General features: G+C 42.4%; 23 protein-coding genes. 11 read left to right on the forward strand and 12 right to left on the reverse strand.

The genetic code is table 11. The features are described from left to right. Positions 1-20: 20 nt before the first annotated feature. The 4 genes from AAFN85_RS06700 to AAFN85_RS06715 form a co-directional block, all read right to left on the reverse strand. Positions 21-1,424, reverse strand: coding sequence for an MBL fold metallo-hydrolase (locus AAFN85_RS06700; RefSeq protein WP_347526287.1), 1,404 nt, complete (start codon positions 1,422-1,424; stop codon positions 21-23). Between the two features lie 165 nt (positions 1,425-1,589). Next, positions 1,590-3,422 carry an ABC transporter transmembrane domain-containing protein gene (locus AAFN85_RS06705; protein ID WP_347526288.1) on the reverse strand — a complete coding sequence of 611 codons (1,833 nt, stop codon included), beginning with the start codon at positions 3,420-3,422 and terminating at the stop codon, positions 1,590-1,592. A 29-nt stretch (positions 3,423-3,451) separates the two neighbouring features. After that, positions 3,452-3,976, reverse strand: a complete 525-nt coding sequence (locus AAFN85_RS06710; RefSeq protein ID WP_347526289.1) for a hypothetical protein — start codon at positions 3,974-3,976, stop codon at positions 3,452-3,454. A 16-nt stretch (positions 3,977-3,992) separates the two neighbouring features. Then, complete coding sequence (locus tag AAFN85_RS06715) at positions 3,993-4,769, reverse strand: SAM-dependent chlorinase/fluorinase (protein WP_347526290.1); 777 nt, start codon at positions 4,767-4,769, stop codon at positions 3,993-3,995. A gap of 102 nt (positions 4,770-4,871) precedes the next feature. Between AAFN85_RS06715 and AAFN85_RS06720 the strand changes: the two genes are divergently transcribed. The 4 genes from AAFN85_RS06720 to AAFN85_RS06735 all read left to right on the forward strand — a co-directional run bounded on the left by AAFN85_RS06720 (position 4,872) and on the right by AAFN85_RS06735 (position 8,291). Beyond that, positions 4,872-5,837 carry a PhoH family protein gene (locus tag AAFN85_RS06720; RefSeq protein WP_347526291.1) on the forward strand — a complete coding sequence of 322 codons (966 nt, stop codon included), beginning with the start codon at positions 4,872-4,874 and terminating at the stop codon, positions 5,835-5,837. Positions 5,838-5,983: 146 nt separating this feature from the next. Beyond that, positions 5,984-6,928: a phosphoribosylaminoimidazolesuccinocarboxamide synthase gene (locus AAFN85_RS06725; protein WP_347526293.1), complete on the forward strand. Its 945-nt coding sequence runs from the start codon at positions 5,984-5,986 to the stop codon at positions 6,926-6,928. 49 nt (positions 6,929-6,977) lie between these two features. Beyond that, the gene (locus AAFN85_RS06730; RefSeq protein ID WP_347526294.1) at positions 6,978-7,355 is read left to right on the forward strand and encodes an STAS domain-containing protein; all 378 of its coding nucleotides are present in this window, start codon (positions 6,978-6,980) and stop codon (positions 7,353-7,355) included. Positions 7,356-7,376: 21 nt separating this feature from the next. Continuing rightward, positions 7,377-8,291: a ribonuclease Z gene (locus tag AAFN85_RS06735; RefSeq protein ID WP_347526295.1), complete on the forward strand. Its 915-nt coding sequence runs from the start codon at positions 7,377-7,379 to the stop codon at positions 8,289-8,291. A gap of 266 nt (positions 8,292-8,557) precedes the next feature. On the opposite strand, the gene AAFN85_RS06740 is transcribed toward AAFN85_RS06735, so the two are convergent. Together AAFN85_RS06740 and AAFN85_RS06745 are read right to left on the reverse strand one after the other, a co-directional pair. Further along, positions 8,558-9,502, reverse strand: coding sequence for an MlaD family protein (locus AAFN85_RS06740; protein ID WP_347526296.1), 945 nt, complete (start codon positions 9,500-9,502; stop codon positions 8,558-8,560). A gap of 111 nt (positions 9,503-9,613) precedes the next feature. Next, a complete protein-coding gene (locus AAFN85_RS06745) occupies positions 9,614-10,546 on the reverse strand; it encodes an N-acetylmuramoyl-L-alanine amidase (protein ID WP_347526297.1) in 933 nt (310 codons plus the stop codon). 52 nt (positions 10,547-10,598) lie between these two features. Here AAFN85_RS06745 and AAFN85_RS06750 point away from each other — a divergent pair, with 52 nt between their 5' ends. From AAFN85_RS06750 to AAFN85_RS06765, 4 genes are all read left to right on the forward strand, one after another. Next, on the forward strand, positions 10,599-13,343 hold the full coding sequence (locus tag AAFN85_RS06750; RefSeq protein ID WP_347526298.1) for a putative LPS assembly protein LptD: 2,745 nt from the start codon (positions 10,599-10,601) through the stop codon (positions 13,341-13,343). Positions 13,344-13,349: 6 nt separating this feature from the next. Beyond that, positions 13,350-14,597, forward strand: a complete 1,248-nt coding sequence (locus AAFN85_RS06755; RefSeq protein WP_347526299.1) for a competence/damage-inducible protein A — start codon at positions 13,350-13,352, stop codon at positions 14,595-14,597. A 42-nt stretch (positions 14,598-14,639) separates the two neighbouring features. Further along, entirely contained in the window at positions 14,640-16,271 is a 1,632-nt protein-coding gene (locus tag AAFN85_RS06760; RefSeq protein ID WP_347526300.1) for a 2-oxo acid dehydrogenase subunit E2, read from the forward strand. Positions 16,272-16,486: 215 nt separating this feature from the next. Next, positions 16,487-17,146, forward strand: coding sequence for a protein-L-isoaspartate(D-aspartate) O-methyltransferase (locus AAFN85_RS06765; RefSeq protein ID WP_347526301.1), 660 nt, complete (start codon positions 16,487-16,489; stop codon positions 17,144-17,146). A gap of 112 nt (positions 17,147-17,258) precedes the next feature. On the opposite strand, the gene smpB is transcribed toward AAFN85_RS06765, so the two are convergent. From smpB to AAFN85_RS06780, 3 genes are read right to left on the reverse strand one after another with little or no spacing between them, the layout of a single operon-like run. Beyond that, positions 17,259-17,711: an SsrA-binding protein SmpB gene (gene smpB / locus AAFN85_RS06770; RefSeq protein ID WP_347526302.1), complete on the reverse strand. Its 453-nt coding sequence runs from the start codon at positions 17,709-17,711 to the stop codon at positions 17,259-17,261. 28 nt (positions 17,712-17,739) lie between these two features. Then, a complete protein-coding gene (locus tag AAFN85_RS06775) occupies positions 17,740-19,641 on the reverse strand; it encodes an Nramp family divalent metal transporter (protein WP_347526303.1) in 1,902 nt (633 codons plus the stop codon). Further along, positions 19,634-20,287, reverse strand: coding sequence for a metal-dependent transcriptional regulator (locus AAFN85_RS06780; protein ID WP_347526305.1), 654 nt, complete (start codon positions 20,285-20,287; stop codon positions 19,634-19,636). Before AAFN85_RS06780 ends, AAFN85_RS06775 begins: the two co-directional genes overlap by 8 nt. 130 nt (positions 20,288-20,417) lie before the next feature. On the opposite strand from AAFN85_RS06780, the gene AAFN85_RS06785 reads away from it, so the two are divergent. Beyond that, positions 20,418-20,888, forward strand: coding sequence for an Lrp/AsnC family transcriptional regulator (locus AAFN85_RS06785; RefSeq protein ID WP_347526306.1), 471 nt, complete (start codon positions 20,418-20,420; stop codon positions 20,886-20,888). A gap of 264 nt (positions 20,889-21,152) precedes the next feature. On the opposite strand, the gene ung is transcribed toward AAFN85_RS06785, so the two are convergent. Continuing rightward, on the reverse strand, positions 21,153-21,830 hold the full coding sequence (gene ung / locus AAFN85_RS06790) for a uracil-DNA glycosylase (RefSeq protein ID WP_347526308.1): 678 nt from the start codon (positions 21,828-21,830) through the stop codon (positions 21,153-21,155). Between the two features lie 72 nt (positions 21,831-21,902). On the opposite strand from ung, the gene AAFN85_RS06795 reads away from it, so the two are divergent. Next, a complete protein-coding gene (locus tag AAFN85_RS06795; RefSeq protein WP_347526310.1) occupies positions 21,903-22,454 on the forward strand; it encodes a DUF2892 domain-containing protein in 552 nt (183 codons plus the stop codon). 57 nt (positions 22,455-22,511) lie between these two features. Here AAFN85_RS06795 and AAFN85_RS06800 read toward each other — a convergent pair whose 3' ends face one another. Together AAFN85_RS06800 and lysS are read right to left on the reverse strand one after the other, a co-directional pair. Further along, a complete protein-coding gene (locus AAFN85_RS06800; RefSeq protein ID WP_347526312.1) occupies positions 22,512-22,727 on the reverse strand; it encodes a hypothetical protein in 216 nt (71 codons plus the stop codon). A gap of 194 nt (positions 22,728-22,921) precedes the next feature. After that, a complete protein-coding gene (gene lysS, locus AAFN85_RS06805; protein WP_347526313.1) occupies positions 22,922-24,643 on the reverse strand; it encodes a lysine--tRNA ligase in 1,722 nt (573 codons plus the stop codon). 78 nt (positions 24,644-24,721) lie between these two features. Here lysS and AAFN85_RS06810 point away from each other — a divergent pair, with 78 nt between their 5' ends. Then, entirely contained in the window at positions 24,722-25,219 is a 498-nt protein-coding gene (locus AAFN85_RS06810; protein WP_347526314.1) for a hypothetical protein, read from the forward strand. Positions 25,220-25,263 lie beyond the last annotated feature (44 nt).

A 25,263-nucleotide genomic window follows, 5' to 3' on the forward strand; every position in this document is an offset into this window, starting at 1 on the left:
CTAAACCTGCGGCAGATATTTTATATAATATAACTTACACCTTTCTCCGGCATGGTAACCCCATAGCCTTCTTTTTCCAGATCATTAGCCAAAAGCTGCATGCTTTCGCCTTCACCGTGTACCAGGAATACATGTTTTAATTTATCAGGGCCGATGGCTTTAATATTATCCATTAAATCATTATGATCGCCATGCGCGCTCAATACATCAGTTTGTTTGATGGTGGCATAAACCGCCAGATCGCGATCTTTAATATGAACTATGGAATCACCTCGTAATAAGCGATGCCCCAAAGTTCCCTTAGCACAATAGCCTATAAAAAGGATGGTAGCGTAGTAATTTTGGATGTTATAAAACAAGTGGTCCTGGATGCGGCCACCTTCCAGCATTCCTGCCGAAGATATGATAATACAAGGTTCCCAATAGTTGGAGATCTGGCGGCTATCTTTTAAAGTTTCAACGTAAGTAAGGTTATCAAACTCAAACTCATCTCCACGCTTTTGGTAAAAATCCTGCGCCTCCTGGTTTACATGGTTATGAAACTTGCGGAATACCTCGGTAGCCTGCGTAGCCATCGGACTATCAACAAAAACCTTAACCGGTGGTAGCTTACCTGTACTGAAGATCTTATTTAAAGTATAAACTAACGATTGTGTACGCCCAATACTAAATGCCGGGATAATTAAACGGCCTTGCTCTTTGATACAAGCCTTTTCAATGATCTCGATAAGGGTTTGTTCAACTGTTTTATCTTTTGAGTGATAACGGCCTCCGTAAGTTGATTCCGAAACCAGAAAATCAACAGGGGGGAGTGGTTGCGGATCATTCAATACCGGGTAATTCTTCCTGCCAATATCGCCGGTAAAGGCTATCGATTTCTCTTCGCCTTTATCAATTACTTTAAATACAGCTGCGGCTGCGCCTAACAGGTGGCCAACGGGTACAAAAGTAAGTTCGATATCGCCGGTAATGCGGAATGGTTTATTAAAGCTGATGGTTACAAAACGATCAACAGTATCCATCACATGCTTTTGCATGTACAGCGGCTGAGCGTGGGTATTGAATTTACCACGGCCACGTTTATGCCTGCCTCCGTTATTGGCGGCTGCTTTACGCATAAATATATTTACCGAATCTAACAGCAGTAATTCGGTCAGGTCGGCAGTAGGAGGGGTACACAGTATCTGTCCTTCAAAACCTAAACGGATAAGGGTAGGGAGGTTGCCCGAATGGTCGATGTGCGCATGGGTTAGCACCACCACATCGATGTCTTCGGGATTAAAAGGAAAATTTTCGTTTGATAGTACACTGCGGTCTTTTTCATAGTCAAGTCCGCAATCCACTAAAATTTTATATTGGCCAACCTCAAGCAAATGCATGCTGCCGGTTACCTGACGGGCTGCCCCGTGTATGGTTAATTTCATTTTCGATGTACAATGCGTGTTATTTTTCCACGCAGCGATATAGTATTACGTTTATCGGTAATATTTAAACTGTGAATATAATAGTTTAATCTAATTTTATTGGCTGTAAAACGTATTACCCCGCTATAAGTTGGAGTTATAAACCAATAAAATTATAGCCGGAAGCTATGCCTGGTTTGTTTCAAATTGCAGCTGACTTAAATAACGGTACAAACCCTGCTCATTGCCAATGAGTTCGGTGTGGCTGCCGCTTTCAATAATGTTGCCTTTTTCAAGCACTACAATTTTATCAGCTTCGCGAATGGTAGACAGGCGGTGGGCTATGATGATGGATGTGCGGTCTTTCATCAATTCTTCCAAAGCTTCCTGCACCAGGCGTTCCGATTCGGAATCTAACGATGAAGTAGCCTCGTCGAGTATCAATATAGATGGGTTTTTAAGCAATGCCCTTGCTATGGCAATACGCTGACGCTGACCGCCTGATAATTTCACACCACGCTCGCCCACAACAGTTTCATAACCTTCGGGGAAGGATGATATAAACTGGTCGGCGTTGGCACGTTTAGCGGCTTGAATAATGTCTTCTTTCGAGGCATTTAATCTGCCATAAGCGATATTCTCCAAAATAGTACCACCAAACAGCAATACATCCTGCGGAACGATGGCTACCTGGTTACGGATATCCGTTAATGAATAATTATCAGCAGGCTTACCATCAAACAAAATGCTGCCATTTTGCGGATGATAAAACTGCAATATCAAAGATGCCATGGTTGATTTTCCCGAACCACTTGGCCCTACAATAGCCACACGCTGCCCTGCATCGGCATTAAATGAAATTCCTTTGAGTACGGTGATTTCCGGGCGGGATGGGTAAGCGAATATCACGTCTTCAAATGACAGATCGCCTTTAATGGTTTGTTTGATAGCGTTATTGCTTTCTATCATCGAGATATCTTCGCCTTGTTCTGCAAGTATCTCCAATACACGTTCGCTCGCACCAATAGCTTTTTGCAGATTGGCATATAAATCGGGGAAGCTGCCCATAGCCGCACCGGCAAAAATGGAATACATAATGAATTTGGTCAGGTCGCCAAAAAGCAATTCGTGGTTATGGACTAAAACCGAGCCATACCAAATCACGGCCACAAAAGTACCAAACATGAAAAATACGATAAAAGACGCGAATATCCCTCTGAATTTAGCGCCTTTAACAGCTATGTTAACTACCTGCCTCAATATTTTATCATATCGTGCTGCTTCGTACGATTCGTTTACAAAAGCTTTCACATTGGCAATTCCCTGAAGCGTTTCCTCAACAATAGTATTTGATTCTCCGAGTTTATCCTGTGCCTGCCTGGATTGCTTGCGTATAAAACGGCCAAATATCACAGCAAAAGCCACTAAAAACGGGAGTATTGCCAACACGGCAAGTGTTAACTTAGGCGAAACTATGGTAAGGAACAGCACACTTCCAAGCATCAGCACACCCTGGCGAATAATTTCGGCAATTGTAGTGGTCAGCGTATCTTGTATTTGAGATAGATCGGCAGAAATCCGGCTGTTCAATTCACCAACTCTGTGATTGGCAAAAAAGTTCATCGGGAGGGTTACGAGTTTGAAATAGGTATCACGGCGGATATCAGCCAACGACTTTTCCGAAACCTGCACAAACCATAAAATTCTAAAAAAAGATATAATAGCCTGAAAAAACAGTAAAATCATTCCGCCCAAACCAATTGCTCCAATGCTATGAGGCAAAAAAGAATAATCAAATTTATTTTGAGAGGCGTTGATCAATGATCCAAGAATAGCAGGGAACGCCAACCCAACGATACTTGATATAAAAAGAAAGATTAATCCGGCAATAAACTTCCAGCGGTAGGGTTTAAGATAAGTGAGCAGTTTGGCTACATTTTGTAAGCTGCTGCGGTTTATTTTTGCTTTGGGTAGTTCTGCTTCAGTTTTAGCGCCACTATTCAATCGTCCTCTGGCCATGTATGCGTTTATCAGTTAAAGGCGCGAATTTACGCTTTAACCCGGTTTTTACGGAACATAAGCAATAAAATTGACGCGCTCATGAGAACAATGGCCGCCACAAAAATATTTTGCTTCATATTGTAATGCTCTTCGGTGTTTTTTACCTGCTGTTTAAGCAATACGTTTTGTTGCTGTAAATGGCTGATAACCTTTAAGTAAGCATCATTAGCGCTTTCCGCATCATGGCTGTGGCTCTGAATTTGTTTCTGCTGAAAATCCCGGTATTCCAACAATATTTTTAGCTCCCTAAAAATAGCATCATCTGTTTTAGAGATCTCCATTAAAATACCGGCTGATCTGCGGATATCATCCTTGGTTTGAAAACCGAAGATCCCGGTATGCTGGCTCAGGCTTTGCTGATACTGCCCAAACTTTTGCTTACGCGCGTTAAGCATGTTGTTTATTTTTTGCCGCTGTAGCTGGTAAGCAACCGAGTCTGAATTAACAGGGCTTTGGCCAAACGCAGTAGCAGATGCTATCGCGAAAAATATAAACAGTACAAACTTCTTCATGTATCAATTAAGGGGGTTATTGAAATTCGATGATCACTTTATCGTTCAGGTTCAGGCCCAACAAACCGCTGGCGTTACCTTTGTTAATGGCAATTTCCAAGTGGTCGCTAATGCCAAACAGGCAAAGTTTTTCGCCAACGGGCACCTCGTTGTAGTGCCAGCTTAAATCGGTAATGGTTTCGTTTCGTTTAAAATTCAATACAAAACGGCGGCCTTGCTGCACGCGGTTAAAAAACTCTTTAGTTATGTTGGTGATCACGTTCTGAAACGAATCGATATAAATTACCACACCTTTGATCTGGTTTTTTTCGATAACAGGTTGCAGGTTCATCTTGTTTTCGATCTCCTCAACAGGTAAACCTATCTCGTCCAGCTTGCCGCCTTTGGCTAAATGGCAGGCAGTTTTTACAAAAATATCGGCAAGCGGAAAGTGCAGGAACTTAAGGTCCTGCATAATGTTGATCTCCACAATTTCTTCCGGTGCCTCATCAAACATCAGCGAAAAGATTCCATTATCGGCACCAACAAAATAATGTTTTTTATAGCGAACAGCCAGAAACTTGGTATGATCATTATAAACCGTATCTATGCCTATAAGGTGTACGGTGTCATCGGGGAAGTAGTGAAAGCTATTTTTAAGTATAAAAGCCGCTTGCTGCACGTTAAAGGCAGCAACGTTGTTGGTAATATCAACAATATTTACTGTAGGCAACAGTTTGTAGATACTGCCTTTCAAAGCAGCCTGGTAAATATCTTTATCGCCTAAATCAGTAGTTAATGTTATAATTGCCATTAATTTTATAAATATTTATTGCTAATCTTGTAGTAGCATTTGAAGCTACAAATATTCAATTTTTAATTCATAAAAATCTGTAACTAAAAAATCAAATTAGTATTGAACGAACTTAAGCTATCTATTGAAAACGTGAACCCCGCTGTACTTTGGGGACCGAACAATGATCATTTTGAGATCATTAAGAAACAATACCCCAAGCTTAAAATAGTTGCGCGTGGCAGTGAAGTAAAGGTTTTGGGCGACGATAATGAATTGAATATTTTCCAGGAAAAATTTACAAACCTGGTAAACCATGTCGAGAAATTTGAAAATCTTAACATAACCGATCTCGAGCGGATCCTCGGTTCAAAAGCCAGCGTTAATACGCCGGCTACCGAATCAACTACTGTAGATAAATTTGCCAGTGGCGAAGTAATTGTTTTTGGCCCTAACGGTATAATGGTGCGTGCGCGTACCACCAATCAGCGTCGCATGGTTGATAGCATCAACAAAAGCGATATCCTGTTTGCCATTGGTCCTGCAGGTACCGGTAAAACTTATACCGCGGTAGCGTTGGCTGTACGTGCTCTTAAAAACAAAGAGATCAAACGCATCATCCTTACCCGCCCGGCGGTTGAAGCAGGGGAGAACCTTGGCTTTTTGCCCGGCGATTTAAAGGAAAAGATCGACCCATATTTGAGGCCGCTATACGATGCGCTCGATGATATGATCCCGGCCGAAAAGCTGAAAGTATATCTCGAAAACCGCACCATCGAAATTGCTCCGCTGGCATTTATGCGTGGCCGTACCCTTGATAACTGTTTTGTTATTTTGGATGAGGCGCAAAACGCCACCGATATGCAGCTGAAAATGTTCCTGACCCGTATGGGGCCATCGGCCAAATTTATCGTAACAGGCGACGTTACGCAGATCGACTTACCTAAGAAACAACAATCGGGCCTGCACACCGCCTTGCGCATCCTAACCGATATTAAAGGCATCGAAATAGTGTACCTAAGCGGAGAAGACGTTGTAAGGCACAAACTTGTTAAGCGAATATTGGAAGCTTACGGGGATATACAGTAATTAGTTAATTAGAGGTTGGTGATTAGAGATTAGTTGAAAAGCTTATTTCTGATCAGCAACCTTTGGTTTTGAAAATAAAGTGAGTTTAGATTAGGTGTTGTGGAAATGTCCTAACCTCTGATCTTTAACCTCCAATCACTAAAAGAATGAACTCAATAAAAGAAACACACTTTAACTTTCCCAATCAGACAGCATTTTACAAAGGGAAAGTACGCGATGTTTATACGATAGATAATAAATACCTGGCTATGGTAGTTACCGACAGGATCTCGGCGTTTGATGTGGTGCTTCCCGAAGCAATCCCATACAAAGGACAGGTACTTAACCAAATTGCAGCTCGTTTTTTAGAAGCCACTGCCGATATTGTACCTAACTGGGTTATCTCGGTTCCTGATCCGAGTGCTACTATCGGTCGCATTTGCGAGCCGTTTAAGGTAGAAATGGTGATCCGTGGTTATTTGGCTGGTCATGCCGCGCGCGAATACGCTTTAGGCAAACGCCAGGTTTGCGGCGAGGTTTTGGCCGAAGGTTTAAAGGAAAACGATATCCTGCCCGAGCCAATTATCACCCCAACAACCAAAGCATCGGTAGGGCACGATGAAGATATTTCACGTGCAGATATCCTTGCAAAAGGCATTGTATCTGAAGAAGATTACGTTCAACTGGAAGCTTACACAAAGGCTTTGTTTAAACGTGGTACTGAAATTGCCGCCAAACAAGGGTTGATTTTGGTAGATACCAAGTATGAATTTGGTAAAGTTGGCGATCAGATCTACCTGATAGATGAGATCCATACGCCCGATTCATCAAGGTATTTTTATGCCGATGGTTATGCAGAGCGCCAGGCGAAAGGTGAGCCGCAAAAACAGCTTTCGAAAGAGTTTGTACGCAAGTGGCTTATCGAAAATGGTTTCCAGGGAAAAGACGGACAGGTTGTACCCGAAATGACGCCCGAAATTGTTAATTCGATATCCGAGCGATACATTGAGCTGTACGAAAAAATTACTGGCGAAGCTTTTATCAAATCAGAAAACAATAATGTAGTAGATCGCGTATATATAGCTATAAGCGAAGCGCTTAATAACATGTAATTTTAAAATATCGTTAAAATATTTATATTAGCTTATTAATTTAATAAGAATGAAATTCACTGTAGATAAACACGAGAAATATATAGTATTGAAACTTAACGAATCGAAGTTAAATTCAATAGTTACTCCTCAACTCAAGTCAGAGTTGATATTGATCAATACAGAAGGACAGCGCAATATCATTCTTGATCTGTCGCAGGTTAAATTTGCCGATTCATCGGGCTTAAGCAGCCTGTTGGTTGGTCATCGCTTGTGTAAAAATGCTACAGGATCATTCATACTGGCCGGATTAAACGACGCCGTTGCCCGTTTGATCACCATTTCGCAATTGGATAATGTGTTAACCATTGTACCAACTTCCGAAGAAGGTGTCGATCTTATTTTTATGGAAGAGATTGAAAAAGAATTAAAGAAAGAAGCAAGATAAACCTTTTATTGTTTACCTATTATGACTTTTGAGGTAACAATACTTGGCAGCAGTTCGGCAACCCCGATCTTTAACAGAAACCCCACTTCACAGGTGCTCAATATCAATGAGCGCCTGTATTTAATTGATTGCGGCGAGGGCACACAACAACAAATGCTCCGCTTTGATATGAAAGCCAGCCGCATCGATCATATCTTAATCAGTCATCTTCACGGCGATCATTACCTTGGGCTTGTAGGCTTACTTTCGTCCATGCACCTTAACGGGCGCAAAAAGCCGGTTATACTGGTTTGCCCGGCACCTTTAAAAGAGATCATCGATCTGCAATTACATTATTCCGATACTGAGTTGCAATTTCCACTGGAATACATTTTTACAGATGCGCAAAAATCCGAGGTTGTTATAGTTAATAACGATGTGATCATCGAAACTATCCCGCTTGATCATCGCATTGCCTGTACCGGATTTTTATTTAAAGAGAAAAAACGCTTACGCAAACTGATCAAAGAAAAAATTGAATCTCTGGATATCTCCGTAGCCTATTATTCAATCCTGAAAAAAGGAGGAGATTATACCGACGAAAACGGCAAGGTTTACAAAAACGAAGAACTGACAATCGATTCGGCCGAGCCAAAAACTTACGCTTATTGTTCGGACACGATGTATAATGAAAATTATTTCACCCAGATCAGTAATGCAACACTGCTTTATCACGAAGCCACTTTTTTAAATGATATGTTGGATAGGGCAGTGATTACCCATCATACAACTGCTTTACAGGCTGGCGAAATAGCCCTAAAAACAAATGCTGGTAAACTACTCATTGGCCACTTTTCAGCTCGTTACCGCACGCTTGATGAGCTGCTGCATGAAGCACAAAGTGTTTTTCCTGAAACTGAATTGGCTATTGAGGGAAAAACTTTCGTGATTGAGTAGTAGCAGACGGTCATCGACTATATTTCATCTAAATTTCTTAACGAGGATATATTCATCACGTCATTGCGAGGCACGAAGCAATCGCACGGAAGTCGAGGGGCTATGCAAATCCATTCCCTCTGTAAAGTTCGCAATTGCTTCGTGCCTCGCAATGACGCGGCGGTTAGGCAGCAGCTACTTGGATAATTTGTGTAGTAAAACCATATAAAAACGAAAAGGCCATTACCCAATATGAGCAATGGCCTTTCCTATAATATTAAAATCTCTTAGTCTTTTTTACCACCAAACACCGAGAAGCTTACGTAGCGTTTTGGATGGGCTTTCAAATCAATAAACAGGTTGTTTAAGTTGTTCGAAGCATCAGCAAGGTTTTTGTACATCTTATCATCGTTCAATAACAAGCCCAATGAGCCTTGAGTACTGTTAATCTTAGCCATAGTTGCCTGTAAATCGGCCATGGCTTTATTAGCGTTATCAAGTGTTTGTTTTATGTTTGCCGCGGCAATGTCATTACTTACTTTTTCAAAGTTGGCAGTCATGCCGGTAAGGTGTTGTGTGCTTGTTTTTAAACTGCCCGAAACAGTTTCTGCATTTGATAAGATCGCATCAATATGGCCTGTTTGTGAACCAACAAGGTGATCTATTTTTTTAGTAGTACCCTCTAAAGTTTGCAGCGAGTTGGCAATGCTCATAAAGCTGCGGTCGATGTTTTTTTGGAAGTTAGGGTTGAGTATTTTGTTGATGGCCGAAAGTGACGAATCAAGTTTAGTGATCAGTAATTCGGCTTTTTTCTGAATTGGTTGTAGGCTTTCTGCAAGGCTACCTTGTATATCTGCCCTAAGCGTATCCTTATCTTCTGCCAAAACTTTGCTGTTACCCAGCTCAAAAACTATGGCTTTGCTGCCCAAGAGGTCTGTACTTTCTAATTTGGCCAAAGTATTTTGCGGAATATCCACATCTGGATTTATTTTAAACTCGATAACGGTGCGGCCGTCATGCTGTAATTGCATTTTCGAGATTCGGCCTATCTGGAACCCGTTTACCAATACCGGTTTTGAAACGGTTAATCCATCTACACTGTTATAAATGGCGTAGTATTTATTCGATCCTGAAAAAACATCATTGCCGCGTAAATAGCTGTATCCTAATATAAGTACTGTGATTGCAATGGCCGTTAGCGCGCCAATTTTGGTTTCGTTAGAAATTTTCATTCGGTAGATTTTAACCCTTGTGTATGTATTTAAGTTGATAAACCTGCAACAGGCCTATATGTTTTGTATGTACGTGTTATTTATAAGGATGGTAACAGTTTAAAGCACAAATTATTGCGAAACCTGCTCCATGTCCTTTTTATAAGTTGAAATTGCGCGCACAATAGTCGCCACAATCTCGTTTTGTCCTTCTTCCGAATTAAGGTATTTTTCATCATCAGGATTGGTGATGTAACCTGTTTCAACCAGTACCGAAGGCATGGCGCTATGACAAAGTACGTAAATACCCTGCTCGCGGATGCCTTCGCTTCTGCGGCCATCGGTATCTGTAAACTCGCCGTTTATTAATGTTGCCAGCTTGATGCTTTGCAGGCGAAATTTACGCTTGTACTCGTTGGTTAGGATAATAGTTGTCGGATCGTCCGGATCCAATGCGCCACCGTCAAGTTCAGTTTCCTCACCAACCTGGTTGTTTTGGATAGCTTTTTCTTCTTCGCGTGTGCGGTGCAAACCATACACCAGTAATAATACGCCCTTGCCCGATCTGTCGGCTACGCGTTCGGTATGATATACCGGTTTTTTATGTTTAGTGCCAACGCGTTCACGTATAATCCTGTCTGGCAGTGCATTGCAATGGAGTGAGATAAAAAGCTGGCCTTTATTTTCGTTGGCAATTTCGGCACGGCGCTCAAATGAAACGTCATCTTCGGTAGTGCGGGTCATCACAGCTTTTACGCCGTTTAACTCTTTTTCTATAGCAGCCTGCAATTTAAGGCCGATAGCCAGCGTTACATTCCTTTCTGACGAATATGAGCCCGATGCACCATGCGAATAATGCCCCACATTGCTTGACGGCTTGCCGCCGTGCCCGGGATCAATGATCACTGTTTTTATTTTAAACCCGTTACCGGGCACCACGGTATCTGTATTAAGAACACCTGCTTTACCTGGTACAGAGCTGTATGAATTACGAGGAAAACATGAAAGGACAACCAACAACACACACAAACTATAAATCAATCTTTTCAATGCCTTATTTTTCATTATTTTTGAACGCTGTTAACTATATCTGCAAAAATACTATTCATAATCAATTTTGAAATCCACAACCTTCTTTTTTCTGCTTGCAATTATATTAATAGTAAACGGGGCTGCACATGCCGGTCCGGTTTTAAATTACAACTATGGCAGAAAGCCGGTAGCGGATACTATTATAAAACTCGATTCGCTTCGTGATAAGAAACTTCTTAAAGGTAAAAAATCCGGATCAATTACGCCGCTCCGAAATGGTAAACCGGTAAATTCTTTACCTGCCAATGATACCACCAAGAAAAAGAAGAATGGCGGCCTCGAGGCAGAAGTGAAAGCTACGGCCGAAGACTCGACCCATGCCGATAACGATCATAACATCCTCCATCTATACGGTAAGGCCCGTGTAACTTACGAAGATTTTGAGCTGGATGCCGAATATATCAGGGTAGATAGAAATACCCACGTTGTTTTTGCAAGGGGTAAATACGATCCTGTTACGCACCGTTACCTGGGCGGGCGGCCAATTCTCAAACAAAAATCAGATAAACCGGTAGCCGCCGATTCGCTGTTTTTTAACTACGAAACCAAGAAGGTGAAAATTTATAACCCTGCATCCGAGCAGGATGGCAACTTTATATCGGGCGGGCAGGCAAAAAAACTGAACGATGATGAGGTAGCCTATCGCAACGTAATTTACAGTACCTGCGATCTGCCTTACCCGGATACGCACTTTGGTATTGTGATAACACGCGGTATAGGTGAAAAAAAGAGGATCATATCTGGCCCTGCTTACCTGGAAATTGAAGGGGTACCTTTGCCGCTGGCTATTCCATTCGGCTTTTTCCCTAAGCCGGATACCCGTACTTCGGGTGTGATATTGCCTACATTTGGTGAGGATAATTCGCTTGGTTTTTACCTGAGGGGCTTTGGTTATTATATCGGTATCAGCGATTATGTGGATTTGACCACCACAGGTACCATTTACTCAAAAGGATCGTACGAGTTAAGCAGTACAGCGCGCTATCTTAAAAGATATAAATACACCGGCAACGTTACATTGAGTTTCGGTTCGCACAATTACGGGTTGGAGGGCGATCCGGCTACAAAAGATGCGCATATTTACTGGTCGCACGTGCAGGATGCAAATGCAAATCCGGGTTCAACATTCAGTGCTTCGGTAGATGCGGGAACTTCCGGCTTTTTCCGAAACTCACCGGCAGTAAATAATTATAATGTAAACACCCTTGCGCAAAGTAGCTTAAGGTCAAGTATCTCGTACGGAAAAACCTGGGCAGGAACGCCGTTTAACTTAAGTGTCGGTATATCGCATAGCCAGGATATTGCCCGTAAAACGGTGAGTATCGAGTTGCCTACTATCGCCTTCGGTATGTCATCTATCAATCCATTCGATTCGAAAGATAGGGTGGGTGAACAAAAATGGTATCAAAAAATTACGGTAAGCTATAACCTGGTTGGTACAAACAAAGTAAATGACGTGCCCGAATCACAGTTATTTAAAAGTGAAACTTTATCAAAACGCTTGCAAAACGGCTTTCAACATACTGTACCTGTAAGTTTAGGTTTAAACGTACTTAAGTATTTCCAGTTTAACAGTAGTGTTAACTATGTAGAGCGCTGGTATTTTCAAAGCATTAATGAACGGTTTGAAAGGGGAAGTATTTCCGGCTCAAATACACTGGTTATTGACACCGTACCCGGCTTTAAACGTGCCGGTGAGTATAGTGTGAGTACCGGCTTCTCTACCAAATTATATGGTACCGTATATTTTAAGCACGGTAACCTGAAAGCTATCAGGCACGTGGCCACGCCATCATTGAGCTTTAGCTACCGTCCCGATTTTAGCGATCCGAGTTTTGGATATTATAAAACCGCGGTGAGCCAGGCGACTATTCCTTATCCGTACAGCTACCAAAAATATTCTATTTTTCAAAATGGGGTTTACGGTGGACCATCGGCAGGCAGGCAGGCGGGCTTAAACTTCTCTGTTGATAATACGATAGAGGCAAAAGTAAAGGCTAAAAGTACCGATACAACCGGTAACGATAGAAAGATCATGCTCTTGCAGGGTTTATCCTTCTCTACCTTTTACAACTTCGCGGCCGATACCATGAAACTATCGGATATTTCATTTTCGGGCCACACGGCTATCTTCAATCAAAAGCTTAGCATCAGTTTCTCGGGCGTTTTCAGCCCTTATGTGATCAGGGTTAGCGATTCAATAGCCAACAACCAGATAGTGCGTACAAGCCGGTATATTAACCGTTATGCCTGGCAGGATGGTAAGTTCCCTACATTAACAGGTTTAAATATTTCGATGGGGGGAAGCTTAAATTCAACCAAGGCAACTCCGGGCAACGCGGCGTTGAATACCATGGCCGCCATGAACCCTAACCAGGCGCAAAGGTTAGCGTTGGTAAACAGCGACCCTAATGCTTATGTAGATTTCAATGTGCCATGGAATTTATCACTAAACTATAGTTTCAGCTATCAAAACTATCTCAATAATAAAAATACGAGTAATACGGTGCAGATGTCTGGCGATGTAAATCTTACGCAAAAGTGGAAGATCCAGGCTACCACAACCTATGATATTAAGGCGGCAAAATTTGCAAGTGCTACGTCGTTCTCCATTTATCGCGATTTGCATTGCTGGGACCTCTCATTTCAGTGGATACCTTTTGGTGTATACAAAATGTATAACGTAACTCTAAAAGTGAAAGCTTCTATTTTGCAGGATCTGAAACTGAGCAAACGGAGCGACTATAACCCAACATCAACCTTTTATTAATTAAAAATGCTGGCAGAAATAATTACCATCGGCGACGAAATATTGATCGGACAAATTGTTGATACCAACTCGGCCTGGATGGCCACCGAGTTAAACAAGATCGGTTTAAGGGTGAAGCAGATCTCGTCGGTAAGTGATGATAGGGAGCATATATTGAAAGCTTTGTCGGAAGCTGCCGGTCGTGCCAATGTTATTTTTATTACAGGAGGCTTAGGCCCAACCAAGGATGATATCACCAAGAAAACCCTGGCCGAATATTTTGGCGTTGAACTGGTAGAAGATAAAGACGCGATGGCCAATGTAGAACGCATTTTTGCGAAGTACAACCGCCCTTTGCTCGAGATCAATAAACAACAGGCATTGGTACCCGCCAATTGCGAGGTGGTGCTTAACCTGAACGGTACGGCACCAGGAATGTGGTTTAACCATAACGGCGTTATTTATGTGTCGATGCCGGGCGTGCCTTTCGAAATGATGTACATGATGGAAGGGCAGGTGATCCCAAAGATCAAGGCCACGCTGAAACTGCCTGTTATTATCCATAAAACTTTACTTACCGTAGGCGAAGGCGAATCTTTCCTTGCTGAAAGGATAGCCGATATTGAGAATGATCTGCCATCGCACATTAAACTGGCTTATTTGCCCAAACTGGGCCAGGTACGTTTGCGCCTGAGTGCCTTTGGCGAAGATGAGGCAATGTTGCAAGCAGAAGTTGATCAGTTTGCTGCCCGCCTTATTGAACGTATAGGTACACCTTTTGTAATTGACAAGGATATCCCGCTTGAAAAAGCCATACTGGATATGATGGAAAGCCGTAAGCTTACCCTATCTGTAGCCGAGAGTTGTACCGGTGGATATTTATCTCATTTATTTACGCAGCATCCCGGCTCATCGTTGGTGTTTTTGGGTGGCGCGATATCGTATTCGTACGAGTTAAAGGAAAGTATTTTGGGCGTAAAAAATGAAACTTTGTGGCAACACGGAGCAGTTAGCGAAGAAACCGTGACAGAAATGGTGGAGGGCGCGCTGTTAAATTTTAAATCGGATTTTGCAGTAGCAATCACCGGCGTTGCAGGCCCCGGCGGAGGCTCGGAAGACAAACCCGTTGGCACTGTGTGGATTGCAGTTGCAGGCAAACAAAAATCGTTGATAAAGAAATACACATTTGGTAGTAAACGCCGGCAAAACATCGAAAGGAGCGCGGTAATGGCCTTATCAATGTTGAATACTTTACTGGCAGAAATTGAAAAGTAAAGGTTTAAATCTATATTTTTGGGGTCAAAGTATATTCTACGTATGGCTAAATACCAACTTTTGTTGCCGAAAATGGGGGAGAGTGTTGCGGAAGCGACTGTTATTAAATGGCTTAAAAACCCCGGAGATAAGGTAGCTGCTGATGACGCGGTGATGGAGATCGCTACCGATAAGGTAGACTCGGATGTGCCATCGCCTGTTGCCGGTAAATTGGTTGAACAATTGTACAAAGAAAATGATGTTGTACAGGTTGGGGCAGTTATCGCTATTATTGAAACTGAAGAGCCGGAAGCTACGCCTGCTCCCGAGCCGGTTACCGAAACCATCACTTCACAACCCGTTGAAGAATTTAAAACTACAGATACATACCACGAGGCCATCCCTTTTACCGAAGTAAAAAATGAGCCGCAACCGGAGGTGAACGAACAGCCCGAAAACCTGGCTGGCATTCCGGGTATCGATCAGCTGGAACAAAAAGCTGAACCTGTTATTCCCGCTTTTAAAGCCGAAGGTCGTTTTTATTCGCCATTGGTAAGGAATATTGCCGCGCAGGAGGGCATTAGCACTAACGAACTGGATACTATTCCAGGTACAGGTTCTGATGGCCGTTTAACTAAGGACGACCTGTTGAATTATCTGCAGGCTAAAACTTCGGCTCCGGCTGCAAATACACAAAATGTACCGCCACCGGTTGAGCTGGTAAGTCCGCCAATTGAAACGGTTATTCCATCAACCGAATCGTTGGTTCCGCCGCCTGTACCGGTAGCTGATATTGTTAAAGAAGAAGAACAACAACAACCCGTTGCTGTCAACGAAACGCAACCAACAGTAGCAGAGCAAGAGCCTGCTCCGTCTGCCGCCGTACCTGCTGAGCCTGCGGTTAAGGCTGAAGAACCTAAAGTTGAACAAGCACCACCTGTTCAGGAAAGTAAGCCTGCAAGTGCGCCGGCAACTTCAACATCAGGCGCCGACGAGATCATTGAGATGGACAGGATGCGCCGCTTAATTGCCGATCATATGGTGATGAGCAAGCAGACATCGCCGCACGTAACCTCGTTTGTTGAGGCCGATGTTACCAGCCTTGTGTTATGGCGAGAGAAGATCAAAAACAGTTTTGAAAAACGCGAAGGTGAGAAAATAACCTTTACGCCAATATTTATCGAAGCGGTTGTTAAAGCTATTAAAGATTTCCCGATGATCAACGTAACCGTTAACGGTACGCAAATCATCAAGAAAGCTGCTATCAACATCAGCATGGCAACAGCTTTGCCAAGTGGTAACCTGATAGTACCGGTAATTAAAAAGGCTGATGAATTGAACCTTGTAGGTTTAACCAAAGCGGTTAATGACCTGGCTGGCCGTGCACGTATCGGTAAATTGTTGCCTGATGATGTTAAAGAAGGCACATTTACTATTACCAACGTAGGTTCGTTTGGTAACGTGATGGGTACGCCTATTATCAACCAGCCGCAGGTAGCTATTTTAGCCGTAGGCGCTATCAAGAAAAAACCAGCTGTAATTGAAACTAAGGAAGGCGATGTGATCGCTATCCGCCATATGATGTTCCTTTCATTATCATACGACCATAGGGTTGTTGACGGTGCTTTAGGAGGATCATTTGTAAGGCGTGTTGCCGATTATCTTGAGAAATGGGATCCTTCAAGAGAAGTATAAAACTCTGATCAGAATAAATAAAACGCCGGACGATAAGCCCGGCGTTTTTGTTTTATCATAAGTTTTCCGGTTTGGCTATAAACGGCGTTTTCATTTGTTATAGCCAATGTGCAAACTTTAATTTTTTATGAATGAACCACATAAACGTCACTGTAGTTTAAAATGGACTATCAGCACAAAGCATCCCAAAAATCGTGTTAACTTTGCCTTTGAAAATGGCTTACAAGTATATTGATAATTACCGCGAACAAGGTGCCCGCAAAAGGTTGGTTGATGTTTTACGAAAAAAAGGGATAGGCGACGAGCACGTATTAGAAGCCATAGGCACGGTAAAACGTCATTACTTTTTCGATGAAACTTTTTGGAATAAGGCCTACCAGGATATTGCCTTCCCAATAGGTGAGGGGCAAACCATATCACAGCCATATACCGTAGCTTATCAAACCGAATTATTGCACATTCGCAGGGGAGATAAGGTGTTAGAGATCGGTACAGGATCGGGTTATCAAACCTGTATCTTGCTTGAGCTTGGTGCTAACGTTTACACCATAGAAAGACAGGAAAAACTATATCATCGCACTAAATTTGTATTGCCTAATGAAATGGGCTATAACGCGCATTTTTTTCTGGGCGATGGATCGATTGGTAAAGCCGAATACGCACCTTACGATAAGATCATCGTAACAGCCGGCGCACCAACTGTGCCCGAAGTATTGTTAAAGCAATTAAATATAGGTGGTATCCTTGTGATCCCGGTAGGGGATGAAGAAACCCAAAAGATGGTAACTATCCTTAAAGTTGCTGAAAACGATTACGAGAAGATAGTGCTGGATACCTTTAGGTTTGTGCCTTTGGTAGGGGATAAGGCGTGGTAGGGTGATTTCGTATTTCGGATGTTCGATATCGGATTTATGGATTAAAAGATTTGGGATTTGATTTTACTGATTCTTCAATCCGAAATCCCAATTCCCAAATCCGAAATCAAAACTACCTTTTCATCACCCTATCCAATTCAATTTTCGTGTCGCGCTCCTTCATAGTTTCGCGCTTATCAAAAGTCTTTTTGCCTTGAGCCAATCCTATTTCCAGTTTTGCAAAACCGCGCTCGCTGATAAAAAGGGCAAGCGGCACTATGGTCAATCCTTTTTCTTCGCCACGGGTTTGAAGTTTTTTAAGCTCTTTCTTGTTAAGTAAAAGTATCCTGTCGCGTTTAGCCTCGTGATTGTAGAACGAGCCAAATGAATATTCAGAAATATGGAGGTTGCGTACATACAACTGGTTGTTGATGAACGTGCAAAAAGCGTCGTTAATATTGGCTTTCCCCTGGCGTATCGATTTGATCTCGGTACCCAGCAGCTGTATGCCTGCTGTGTACTTATCAAGTATATGATACTCGAAGTAAGCTTTTTTATTTTTTATGTAGATGTTATCCTGGCTCATAATTTATTCGAACCGCAAACTTACAAAATTAGTTTGAAGTTGGCTTTACCACCAGCACCGGCACATTCACCATATGTCGCACCGAATTTACTGTTGTGCCGAATATGAGATCTTTCAAAGCCTTATGCCCGTGCGATCCCATTACGATAAAATCAATCTGCTCGTTTTTTACAATTTCTGCAATGGCACTGGCGGGGTTGCCGTAGCCAATTTGTCCATCGGCGGTATAGCCAAGGTTTTTTAACGCACAAACGTATTTGTCGAGATTATCAAAATCAACCTGGGTTTCGTTATCCATTACCTGGCCGCCGTAGTATCGCGCTCCGGCTGTTTCAACTACGTGGATCAACGTGTAACTTGCCGTTTTACCACCCTGCATTATAGCATGGCGAAGGCACTCGGTATCATTGCTCGAAAAATCGATAGTTACGCCGATGTGATTATAGGTAATGGCATCAAGCTCGGTAATGGCATTGGCAATGCCGTGTGGCACTATAGCTGGCCGGTCGTAATGTTTAAACAGTAATGGTCTTAAGAAAACATATACTAATAATATGGCTATTCCAATTACTATTGGAACTACTATTGCATAAATCAATACAGGTGATGATGTTTCTCCAATCCAATCGGCAATTTGCTCGTACACCAGCTTGGCGTTCAGTGCAACTATCAATAACGCGCTTGCCCATGCCAAGATGCGGGTTAAACTACCAATAGCGAATTTGCCCATCCGTTTCCTGTCGGATGTAAAATGGATCAAGGGGATAACCGCGAAACCTAATTGCAGACTTAACACCACCTGGCTTAATATCAGTAGTTTGCTCAGTCCATCTTCGCCATAATAAAGAATAGTAAATACGGCAGGAACAATAGCCAGCAAACGGGTTAAAAGCCTACGCAACCAGGGTTCGATACGCAGGTTAATATGCCCCTCCATAATAATTTGCCCCGCCAGCGTACCTGTAATGGTTGAGCTTTGGCCTGAGGCTATCAGCGCTATGGCAAAAAGGGTAGGAGCTATTGCGCCAAAAATATGTTCTAATAGTTTGTAGGCATCCTGAATTTCGGCTACTTCAAAATAGCCATTCCTGAAAAAAGAAGCGGCGGCTAATATCAATATAGCCGCGTTTACAAAAAATGCCAGGTTAAGTGCTATAACGGTATCAAACAGGTTGAATTTGATAGCCGAGCGGAAGCCTTCTTCGGTACGGGTAATTTTACGGGTTTGTACTAATGATGAGTGCAGGTATAGGTTATGAGGCATTACGGTAGCGCCGATAATACCAATCGCAATGTACAGCATCTGCTGGCTCATTTTATCGCCTTTAAATAGGTTGCCGGGGATAAACCCTTTGGCAACTTCCACCACATCGGGATGTACAATAAACATCTCTACTAAAAAAGAAAGGCCTACTATAAATATCATTGAAATGATAAAGCCCTCCAGCTTACGCATGCCTTTATTCATTAAATAAAGCATCAGCACGGTATCGGTAATAGTAAGGGACACGCCCCAGATCAGCGGCAAGTGAAATAAAAGCTTCAAGCCGATGGCCATACCAATGATCTCGGCCAGATCACAGGCTACAATGGCGATTTGAGCAAGTATATAAAGCCAAAAGTTAGCAAAGCGGGGATAAGCATTTTTTGAAGCCTGTGCCAGGTCAAGTCCACGAACTATACCTAACCGTGCCGCAAGTGATTGCAATAACAACGCTATCATGTTAGATACAAAAAGCACCCAGATCAATTTGTATCCAAAGGCGCTGCCACCCGCGATATCGGTTGCCCAGTTGCCCGGGTCCATATATCCAACGCTCACCAGGTAGGCAGGGCCCAAAAAGGCCATTAATTTGCGCCAGCCGGTTTTGTTTTCGGTGGATACCGATCCGTGTACATTTCCTAAGGATTCGCTATTGGTGTTATTCATTTGCTATCAGTATGTTATTAGCCACTTCGCGGCTGATATGTATCTTTTTGTTGTTTAGTAAAAGGGTAACCGAATGGTCGTACTCTATAATATCGGTCACTGTCACCCGGCAACCTATAGTAAGTTCCTGCTTATCGAGGTATTGCAAAAACGAAGGACTATGGTCACGGACACCCGAGATCACGCCGGTTTGGTTGATCAGGGCTGCCGAAACCAGCTTTAACTCGTCACTACTAAAATTGCCGTCGCAATCTGGGATTGGGTCTCCATGAGGATCATGTTTGGGGTAGCCCATAAACTCGTCCAGCCGGTCGATGAGTTGTTGCGATGAGATATGTTCCATCTCTTCGGCAAGGTCATGAACTTCATCGCATTTAAAGTTGAGTTTCTCCACCAAAAAATATTCCCAGAGCCGGTGCCTGCGAATAATTCCTAAGGCGATCTTCTCGCCAGAGGTTGTTAGGCTCACACCCTGATAGGGGATATAGTTGATCAAAGCTTTATCGGCAAGCTTTTTGAGCATATCCGTAACCGAAGATGCTTTGGTATTTAGCGAGGAAGCGATGCTGTTTGTGCTCGCATTGCCATCATTTACAGTGAGATGATAGATGGCTTTTAAGTAGTTTTCCTCGGCTAAAGTATTCATTTAAACAAATCTAATAAATAATTTAGACTAATCTAAAAATTTCAACGTTAAGAAATATGTTTCTGCTTAATTACTTTCACGAAAAATTAAATTTTGTAAAGCGGGGAAAATATTATATTTGCTAACAACTATGGCTGCTGAATTAGATAAAATAGACCTACAGATACTCAAGATTTTACAGGAAAACGGAAGGATAACCAACCTTCAACTATCTAATGAGATAGGGCTTTCGCCCGCTCCAACGCTTGAGCGCGTGCGTAAACTTGAGAACGCGGCATATATAAAAAGCTATCATGCACTGGTAGATGAGGAGAAATTAGGGTTAGGTATCAAAACCTTTATCCAGATCTCGCTTGATTTTCACCAGAAAAACACCATCCAGACTTTTTTGGATGAGATAAAAAATATCAAGGAGGTTACAGAATGCCACCACGTAACCGGTCAGTGCGATTTTTTGCTGAAGGTTTACGTGCGCGACATCAAATCTTACGAACAACTGATCATGGAAAAGATAAGCCGCATCACTGTGGTTAAAACTTTTCAGACCATGATGATCATGTCGACCAGTAAAAAGGAACCGATAGTGCCGCTGGAATATTAAGATAGAGATTTAAGACTGTTAGAATCAAGAGTCAAGAAAGGAAGATGGATATCTTTTATTTCTTGGCTCTTGTTGTTTATAAAAGACCGTCTGACAACATATAGAAGCCGTCATTGCGAGGTACGAAGCAATCCCCGACTGTACAGGGCGGATTTGCGTAGCCGCTCAGCTAATTGGGGATTGCTTCGTACCTCAATGACGTTTTGAGATGTGTTACAACTCAAAAAATCTTGTCTCCTGATTCTTGTCGTCCTGCTTCTCTTCTCAATGTATTTGCCAATCAATCGGCTGTTTACCTTCTTTTTTCAAGATCTCATTAGTTTTCGAAAAAGGTTTACTGCCAAAAAAACCACGATCGGCAGAGAACGGCGATGGGTGCGGCGAGCGGATGATGAAATGCTTCTTCTCATCAATCAATACCGCTTTTGATTGTGCAAAGGCTCCCCATAGTATAAATACGATACCTTCTTTTTTATCAGAGATAGTTTTGATCACATGATCGGTAAATTCTTCCCAGCCTCGTTTTTGATGTGAGCCTGGGGTACTGGCCCTTACGGTAAGCGTAGCATTTAATAATAGTACGCCTTGTTTGGCCCACTCTTCGAGGTTGCCGTGCGATGGAGGTGTAAATCCGGGTATATCAGTCTGCAACTCCTTATAGATATTCATTAACGAGCGGGGGATAGCGATGCCCTTTTGTACCGAAAATGATAAGCCATGTGCCTGGTGTGCACCGTGATAGGGATCCTGCCCTAATATCACCACTTTAACATCCTGAAAATCGGTAGTGTTAAAAGCGTTGAAGATCTCGCCGTTTTTGGGGTATACTATTTGTCCCGAATCGCGCTCGGTTTTTAAAAATTCTCTAAGTTTTACCATGTAGGGCTTGTTAAATTCCCGCTCTAAAACCTCAAGCCATGATGGTGGTAATGCAATCGCCATAAATATTTATATAGATGTTGGTTTAGCGTACAAATAAACAGATATTTGCGCTAATATATAGTATCACAAATTATGTCAAACATTGTTCGGTTAGTTATTGCCTGTGTGGTGATGGGAGCAGCAATTGCACTGTGTGCATTTGGATTTTGGGGCTGGGGCATTTTAGTTTTGTTTTTAGGCGGTATCGTTTTGTTAAGCTTCTTTTTTAACGAGAACATGATCATTGCCCAGTACTTTTTAAGGAAGGAAGATTCGGTAAAATCGGAAGCGTGGTTATTGAAGATCACCGATTATGAAAAGCAATTGTACAAAACCCAGCACGGTTATTACAACCTGTTGATCGGTTTGATCGAATCGCGCAAAGCGCCGATGAAAGCCGAGAAATATTTTAAGAAAGCTTTATCGTTAGGCATGAAAATGTCGCACAATACAGCATTGGCAAAATTGAGTCTTGCAGGTATAGCGATGGCCAAGCGCGATAAGCGCGAAGCAACCCGTTTGTTATCAGAAGCATCAAAAGATGATAAAAATAAATTGCTTACCGAGCAAATTAAGATGATGAAAGGCCAGATGGCACAAATGGATAAGCAGCAGGTAGTTAGAGGTGGTTACCGCCAGTTTTAACGAAAGTGAAAAGAAAAGGAATAAAAAAATAAAAGGGACGCGTAAACCGCGTCCCTTTTATTTTTCTTCAATGGCGCTAAAATAGTCAGGCGTAGCCGAGTGATTTTGATATGGCTGAACGTAGGTGTCAGTATATGAATAGTCTGGAGTTTCAGAAGGGTTAGCCACTTCAACAAGTTTTAATAAACTCCTGATGAACGACAGGTTAAAGTTGCTCCTATTTAATTTGATCAGGTATTCGTTTTCGGTTATCTCTAATATTGAGTTAGTCATAATGCGTATTAGTTGTATAATACAATAATAAAGAATAAGTTAATATCAAAAGTTTTCCTTTTTTTATGGTTTTGTTAACAAATTGTTATCCAAGGAGGGTTGACTATCGCAACGAGCTAAGGATCAACTAAAAAGGGCGATATCGAACATTATCCGATATCGCCCTTTTGTGACAGTTAAATTATATTTATATATTAATTAAACCAGGCCATTACCTCATCTTTAGTAGGCATAGTAATATCCAATTTCAACTTTTTGCGCATTCCGCCCAAATCGTTAAATACTTTATTAGGGTTACCTGCTTTTAGTTCTTCAATGGTGTTGAAGCCCATTTTATTCAATACCGGAACCCACTCGGCGGGTACGCCGATATTTACAAAATCTTCTACGCTGGTAACTTTAGCTTTTTTCTCAGGGCGCATTTGCGGGAAGAACAATACTTCCTGGATAGTGCTCTGGTTGGTCATCAACATCACCAAACGGTCGATACCTATGCCTAAGCCTGATGTTGGCGGCATACCATATTCAAGGGCACGTAAAAAGTCGTCGTCCATAGCCATCGCCTCGTCATCACCGCGACCGGCCAGAATCAGTTGCTCTTCAAAACGCTCGCGTTGATCGATAGGGTCGTTCAACTCTGAATACGCGTTTCCTATCTCTTTACCATTCACAAACAACTCGAAACGTTCAACCAAACCGTCTTTACTGCGGTGTTTTTTCGCAAGCGGTGTCATTTCAATAGGGTAATCTGTAATATAGGTAGGTTGAATTAGCTGATGCTCAACTTTTGCGCTGAATATTTCATCAACCAATTTGCCTTTACCCATGCTTTCGTTTACTTCGATTTCCAATTGAGCGCAAACTTCGCGTAAACCAGCTTCATCCTTCGCCGACACATCAATACCTGTATATTTCAGGATCGAATCATACATGGATAGTTTTTCGTACGGGCCTGCAAAATTGATCTCATTATTTCCAACCTGCACAACCGGGATGCCGTGAACGGCACGGGCAACAGTTTCTAAACACTCTTCAACCATGGCCATCATCCATATATAGTCTTTATAGGCTACATAAATTTCCATGGCAGTGTACTCGGGGTTGTGGGTACGGTCCATTCCTTCGTTACGGAACATTTTACCAAACTCATAAACACCATCAAAACCGGCCACAATAAGCCTTTTCAGGTACAGCTCGTTAGCAATACGCAAATACAGCGGCATATCCAGCGTGTTGTGATGGGTAACAAACGGACGTGCCGCCGCACCGCCATGTATGGCCTGCAGGATAGGAGTTTCAACCTCCATCCAGCCCTGGGTGTTAAAGTAACCTCGCATAGCGCTGATCACTTTTGAGCGATTGATGAAAATTTGTTTGTAAGCCGGGTTAACCGTTAAATCAACATAACGCTGACGGTAACGTAATTCAGGATCGGTAAAGCCATCGTGAATGGTTCCGTCTTCTTCACGTTTAACAACCGGAAGCGGTTTTAACGATTTTGAAAGCACGATCAGTTCGCGTACGTGAACTGAGATCTCGCCGGTTTGGGTAGTGAATACGTAGCCTTTAACGCCAACGTAATCGCCAATATCAAGCAGTTTTTTAAATACAGTGTTGTATAATGTCTTGTCCTCGCCAGGGCAAATGTCATCTCTTTTCAGATAGATCTGTGCGCGACCGGTTGAATCCTGTAACTCGGCAAACGATGCGCTGCCCATTATACGGCGGCTCATGATCCGGCCTGCGATCACAACATCCTGGTAGGCCTCGGGTTTATCCTTAAAATTATCGGCAATGTCCTGTGCCCAGGCGTTAACATTAAAAGCTTCGGCAGGGTATGGGTTAATACCCAATGCACGTAACTGTTGTAAGGATTCGCGACGAAGAATTTCCTGTTCGGATAATGCAATACTCATGTGATGTACGGTATTTTAATAAAGGTGCAAAAATAGGTTTTTTAAATTTTATTTTTAGCAGATAATAAACTATCATTTATGGGGGCAAGTTACAGTTGTATTATCACGAAGGAGAAAGTTAACATTCCGGCATCGGTGCCTCATTTTTATAAAGGCGATATACTTACCATACCCGTTAACTGCGGTTATTGGGCGGTTATTTCATTCTTGGATCTGTTTGAGAGCGGAAAATTAGATGGAATAGATGAACAATCAGATAGCGTGTTCAAATCAGGTAGCGAAAGTAAAGACCCGCTCTCCGTTCTTTATGTATTAAAGCAAACCGATCTTACGCTTCGACGCTTTATGCTTTTGTATTATTCAGAATGGGCAGATGTGCCAGACGATGTTAGTTATGCAGTATTCGATAAAGGATCGATCCTATCAGAAACTAAAACAACTTCGATGGATGGAGCTGGTTCGGTAAGCGCGTTCGATTATATGGGAATTGATTGGAGCAATGTATACAGAAAGGACTATTTTCACGAAGCCAGTGATGAATATTTTAGATTGCTTGATGATCAAAAACGTTTGTAACCATACAAAACCACTACCTGTATCAAATATTTTACCCCTATAAA

This window comes from Mucilaginibacter sp. CAU 1740 (assembly GCF_039839285.1).
GTDB lineage: Bacteria > Bacteroidota > Bacteroidia > Sphingobacteriales > Sphingobacteriaceae > Mucilaginibacter.

Bases quoted from the DNA above. Each gene is read 5' to 3' on its own strand.
- AAFN85_RS06700 (WP_347526287.1), bottom strand. From the start codon at position 1,424: ATGAAATTAACCATACACGGGGCAGCCCGTCAGGTAACCGGCAGCATG.
- AAFN85_RS06705 (WP_347526288.1), bottom strand. From the start codon at position 3,422: ATGGCCAGAGGACGATTGAATAGTGGCGCTAAAACTGAAGCAGAACTA.
- AAFN85_RS06710 (WP_347526289.1), bottom strand. From the start codon at position 3,976: ATGAAGAAGTTTGTACTGTTTATATTTTTCGCGATAGCATCTGCTACT.
- AAFN85_RS06715 (WP_347526290.1), bottom strand. From the start codon at position 4,769: ATGGCAATTATAACATTAACTACTGATTTAGGCGATAAAGATATTTAC.
- AAFN85_RS06725 (WP_347526293.1), top strand. From the start codon at position 5,984: ATGAACTCAATAAAAGAAACACACTTTAACTTTCCCAATCAGACAGCA.
- AAFN85_RS06730 (WP_347526294.1), top strand. From the start codon at position 6,978: ATGAAATTCACTGTAGATAAACACGAGAAATATATAGTATTGAAACTT.
- AAFN85_RS06735 (WP_347526295.1), top strand. From the start codon at position 7,377: ATGACTTTTGAGGTAACAATACTTGGCAGCAGTTCGGCAACCCCGATC.
- AAFN85_RS06740 (WP_347526296.1), bottom strand. From the start codon at position 9,502: ATGAAAATTTCTAACGAAACCAAAATTGGCGCGCTAACGGCCATTGCA.
- AAFN85_RS06745 (WP_347526297.1), bottom strand. From the start codon at position 10,546: ATGAAAAATAAGGCATTGAAAAGATTGATTTATAGTTTGTGTGTGTTG.
- AAFN85_RS06755 (WP_347526299.1), top strand. From the start codon at position 13,350: ATGCTGGCAGAAATAATTACCATCGGCGACGAAATATTGATCGGACAA.
- AAFN85_RS06760 (WP_347526300.1), top strand. From the start codon at position 14,640: ATGGCTAAATACCAACTTTTGTTGCCGAAAATGGGGGAGAGTGTTGCG.
- AAFN85_RS06765 (WP_347526301.1), top strand. From the start codon at position 16,487: ATGGCTTACAAGTATATTGATAATTACCGCGAACAAGGTGCCCGCAAA.
- smpB (WP_347526302.1), bottom strand. From the start codon at position 17,711: ATGAGCCAGGATAACATCTACATAAAAAATAAAAAAGCTTACTTCGAG.
- AAFN85_RS06775 (WP_347526303.1), bottom strand. From the start codon at position 19,641: ATGAATAACACCAATAGCGAATCCTTAGGAAATGTACACGGATCGGTA.
- AAFN85_RS06780 (WP_347526305.1), bottom strand. From the start codon at position 20,287: ATGAATACTTTAGCCGAGGAAAACTACTTAAAAGCCATCTATCATCTC.
- AAFN85_RS06785 (WP_347526306.1), top strand. From the start codon at position 20,418: ATGGCTGCTGAATTAGATAAAATAGACCTACAGATACTCAAGATTTTA.
- ung (WP_347526308.1), bottom strand. From the start codon at position 21,830: ATGGCGATTGCATTACCACCATCATGGCTTGAGGTTTTAGAGCGGGAA.
- AAFN85_RS06795 (WP_347526310.1), top strand. From the start codon at position 21,903: ATGTCAAACATTGTTCGGTTAGTTATTGCCTGTGTGGTGATGGGAGCA.
- AAFN85_RS06800 (WP_347526312.1), bottom strand. From the start codon at position 22,727: ATGACTAACTCAATATTAGAGATAACCGAAAACGAATACCTGATCAAA.
- lysS (WP_347526313.1), bottom strand. From the start codon at position 24,643: ATGAGTATTGCATTATCCGAACAGGAAATTCTTCGTCGCGAATCCTTA.
- AAFN85_RS06810 (WP_347526314.1), top strand. From the start codon at position 24,722: ATGGGGGCAAGTTACAGTTGTATTATCACGAAGGAGAAAGTTAACATT.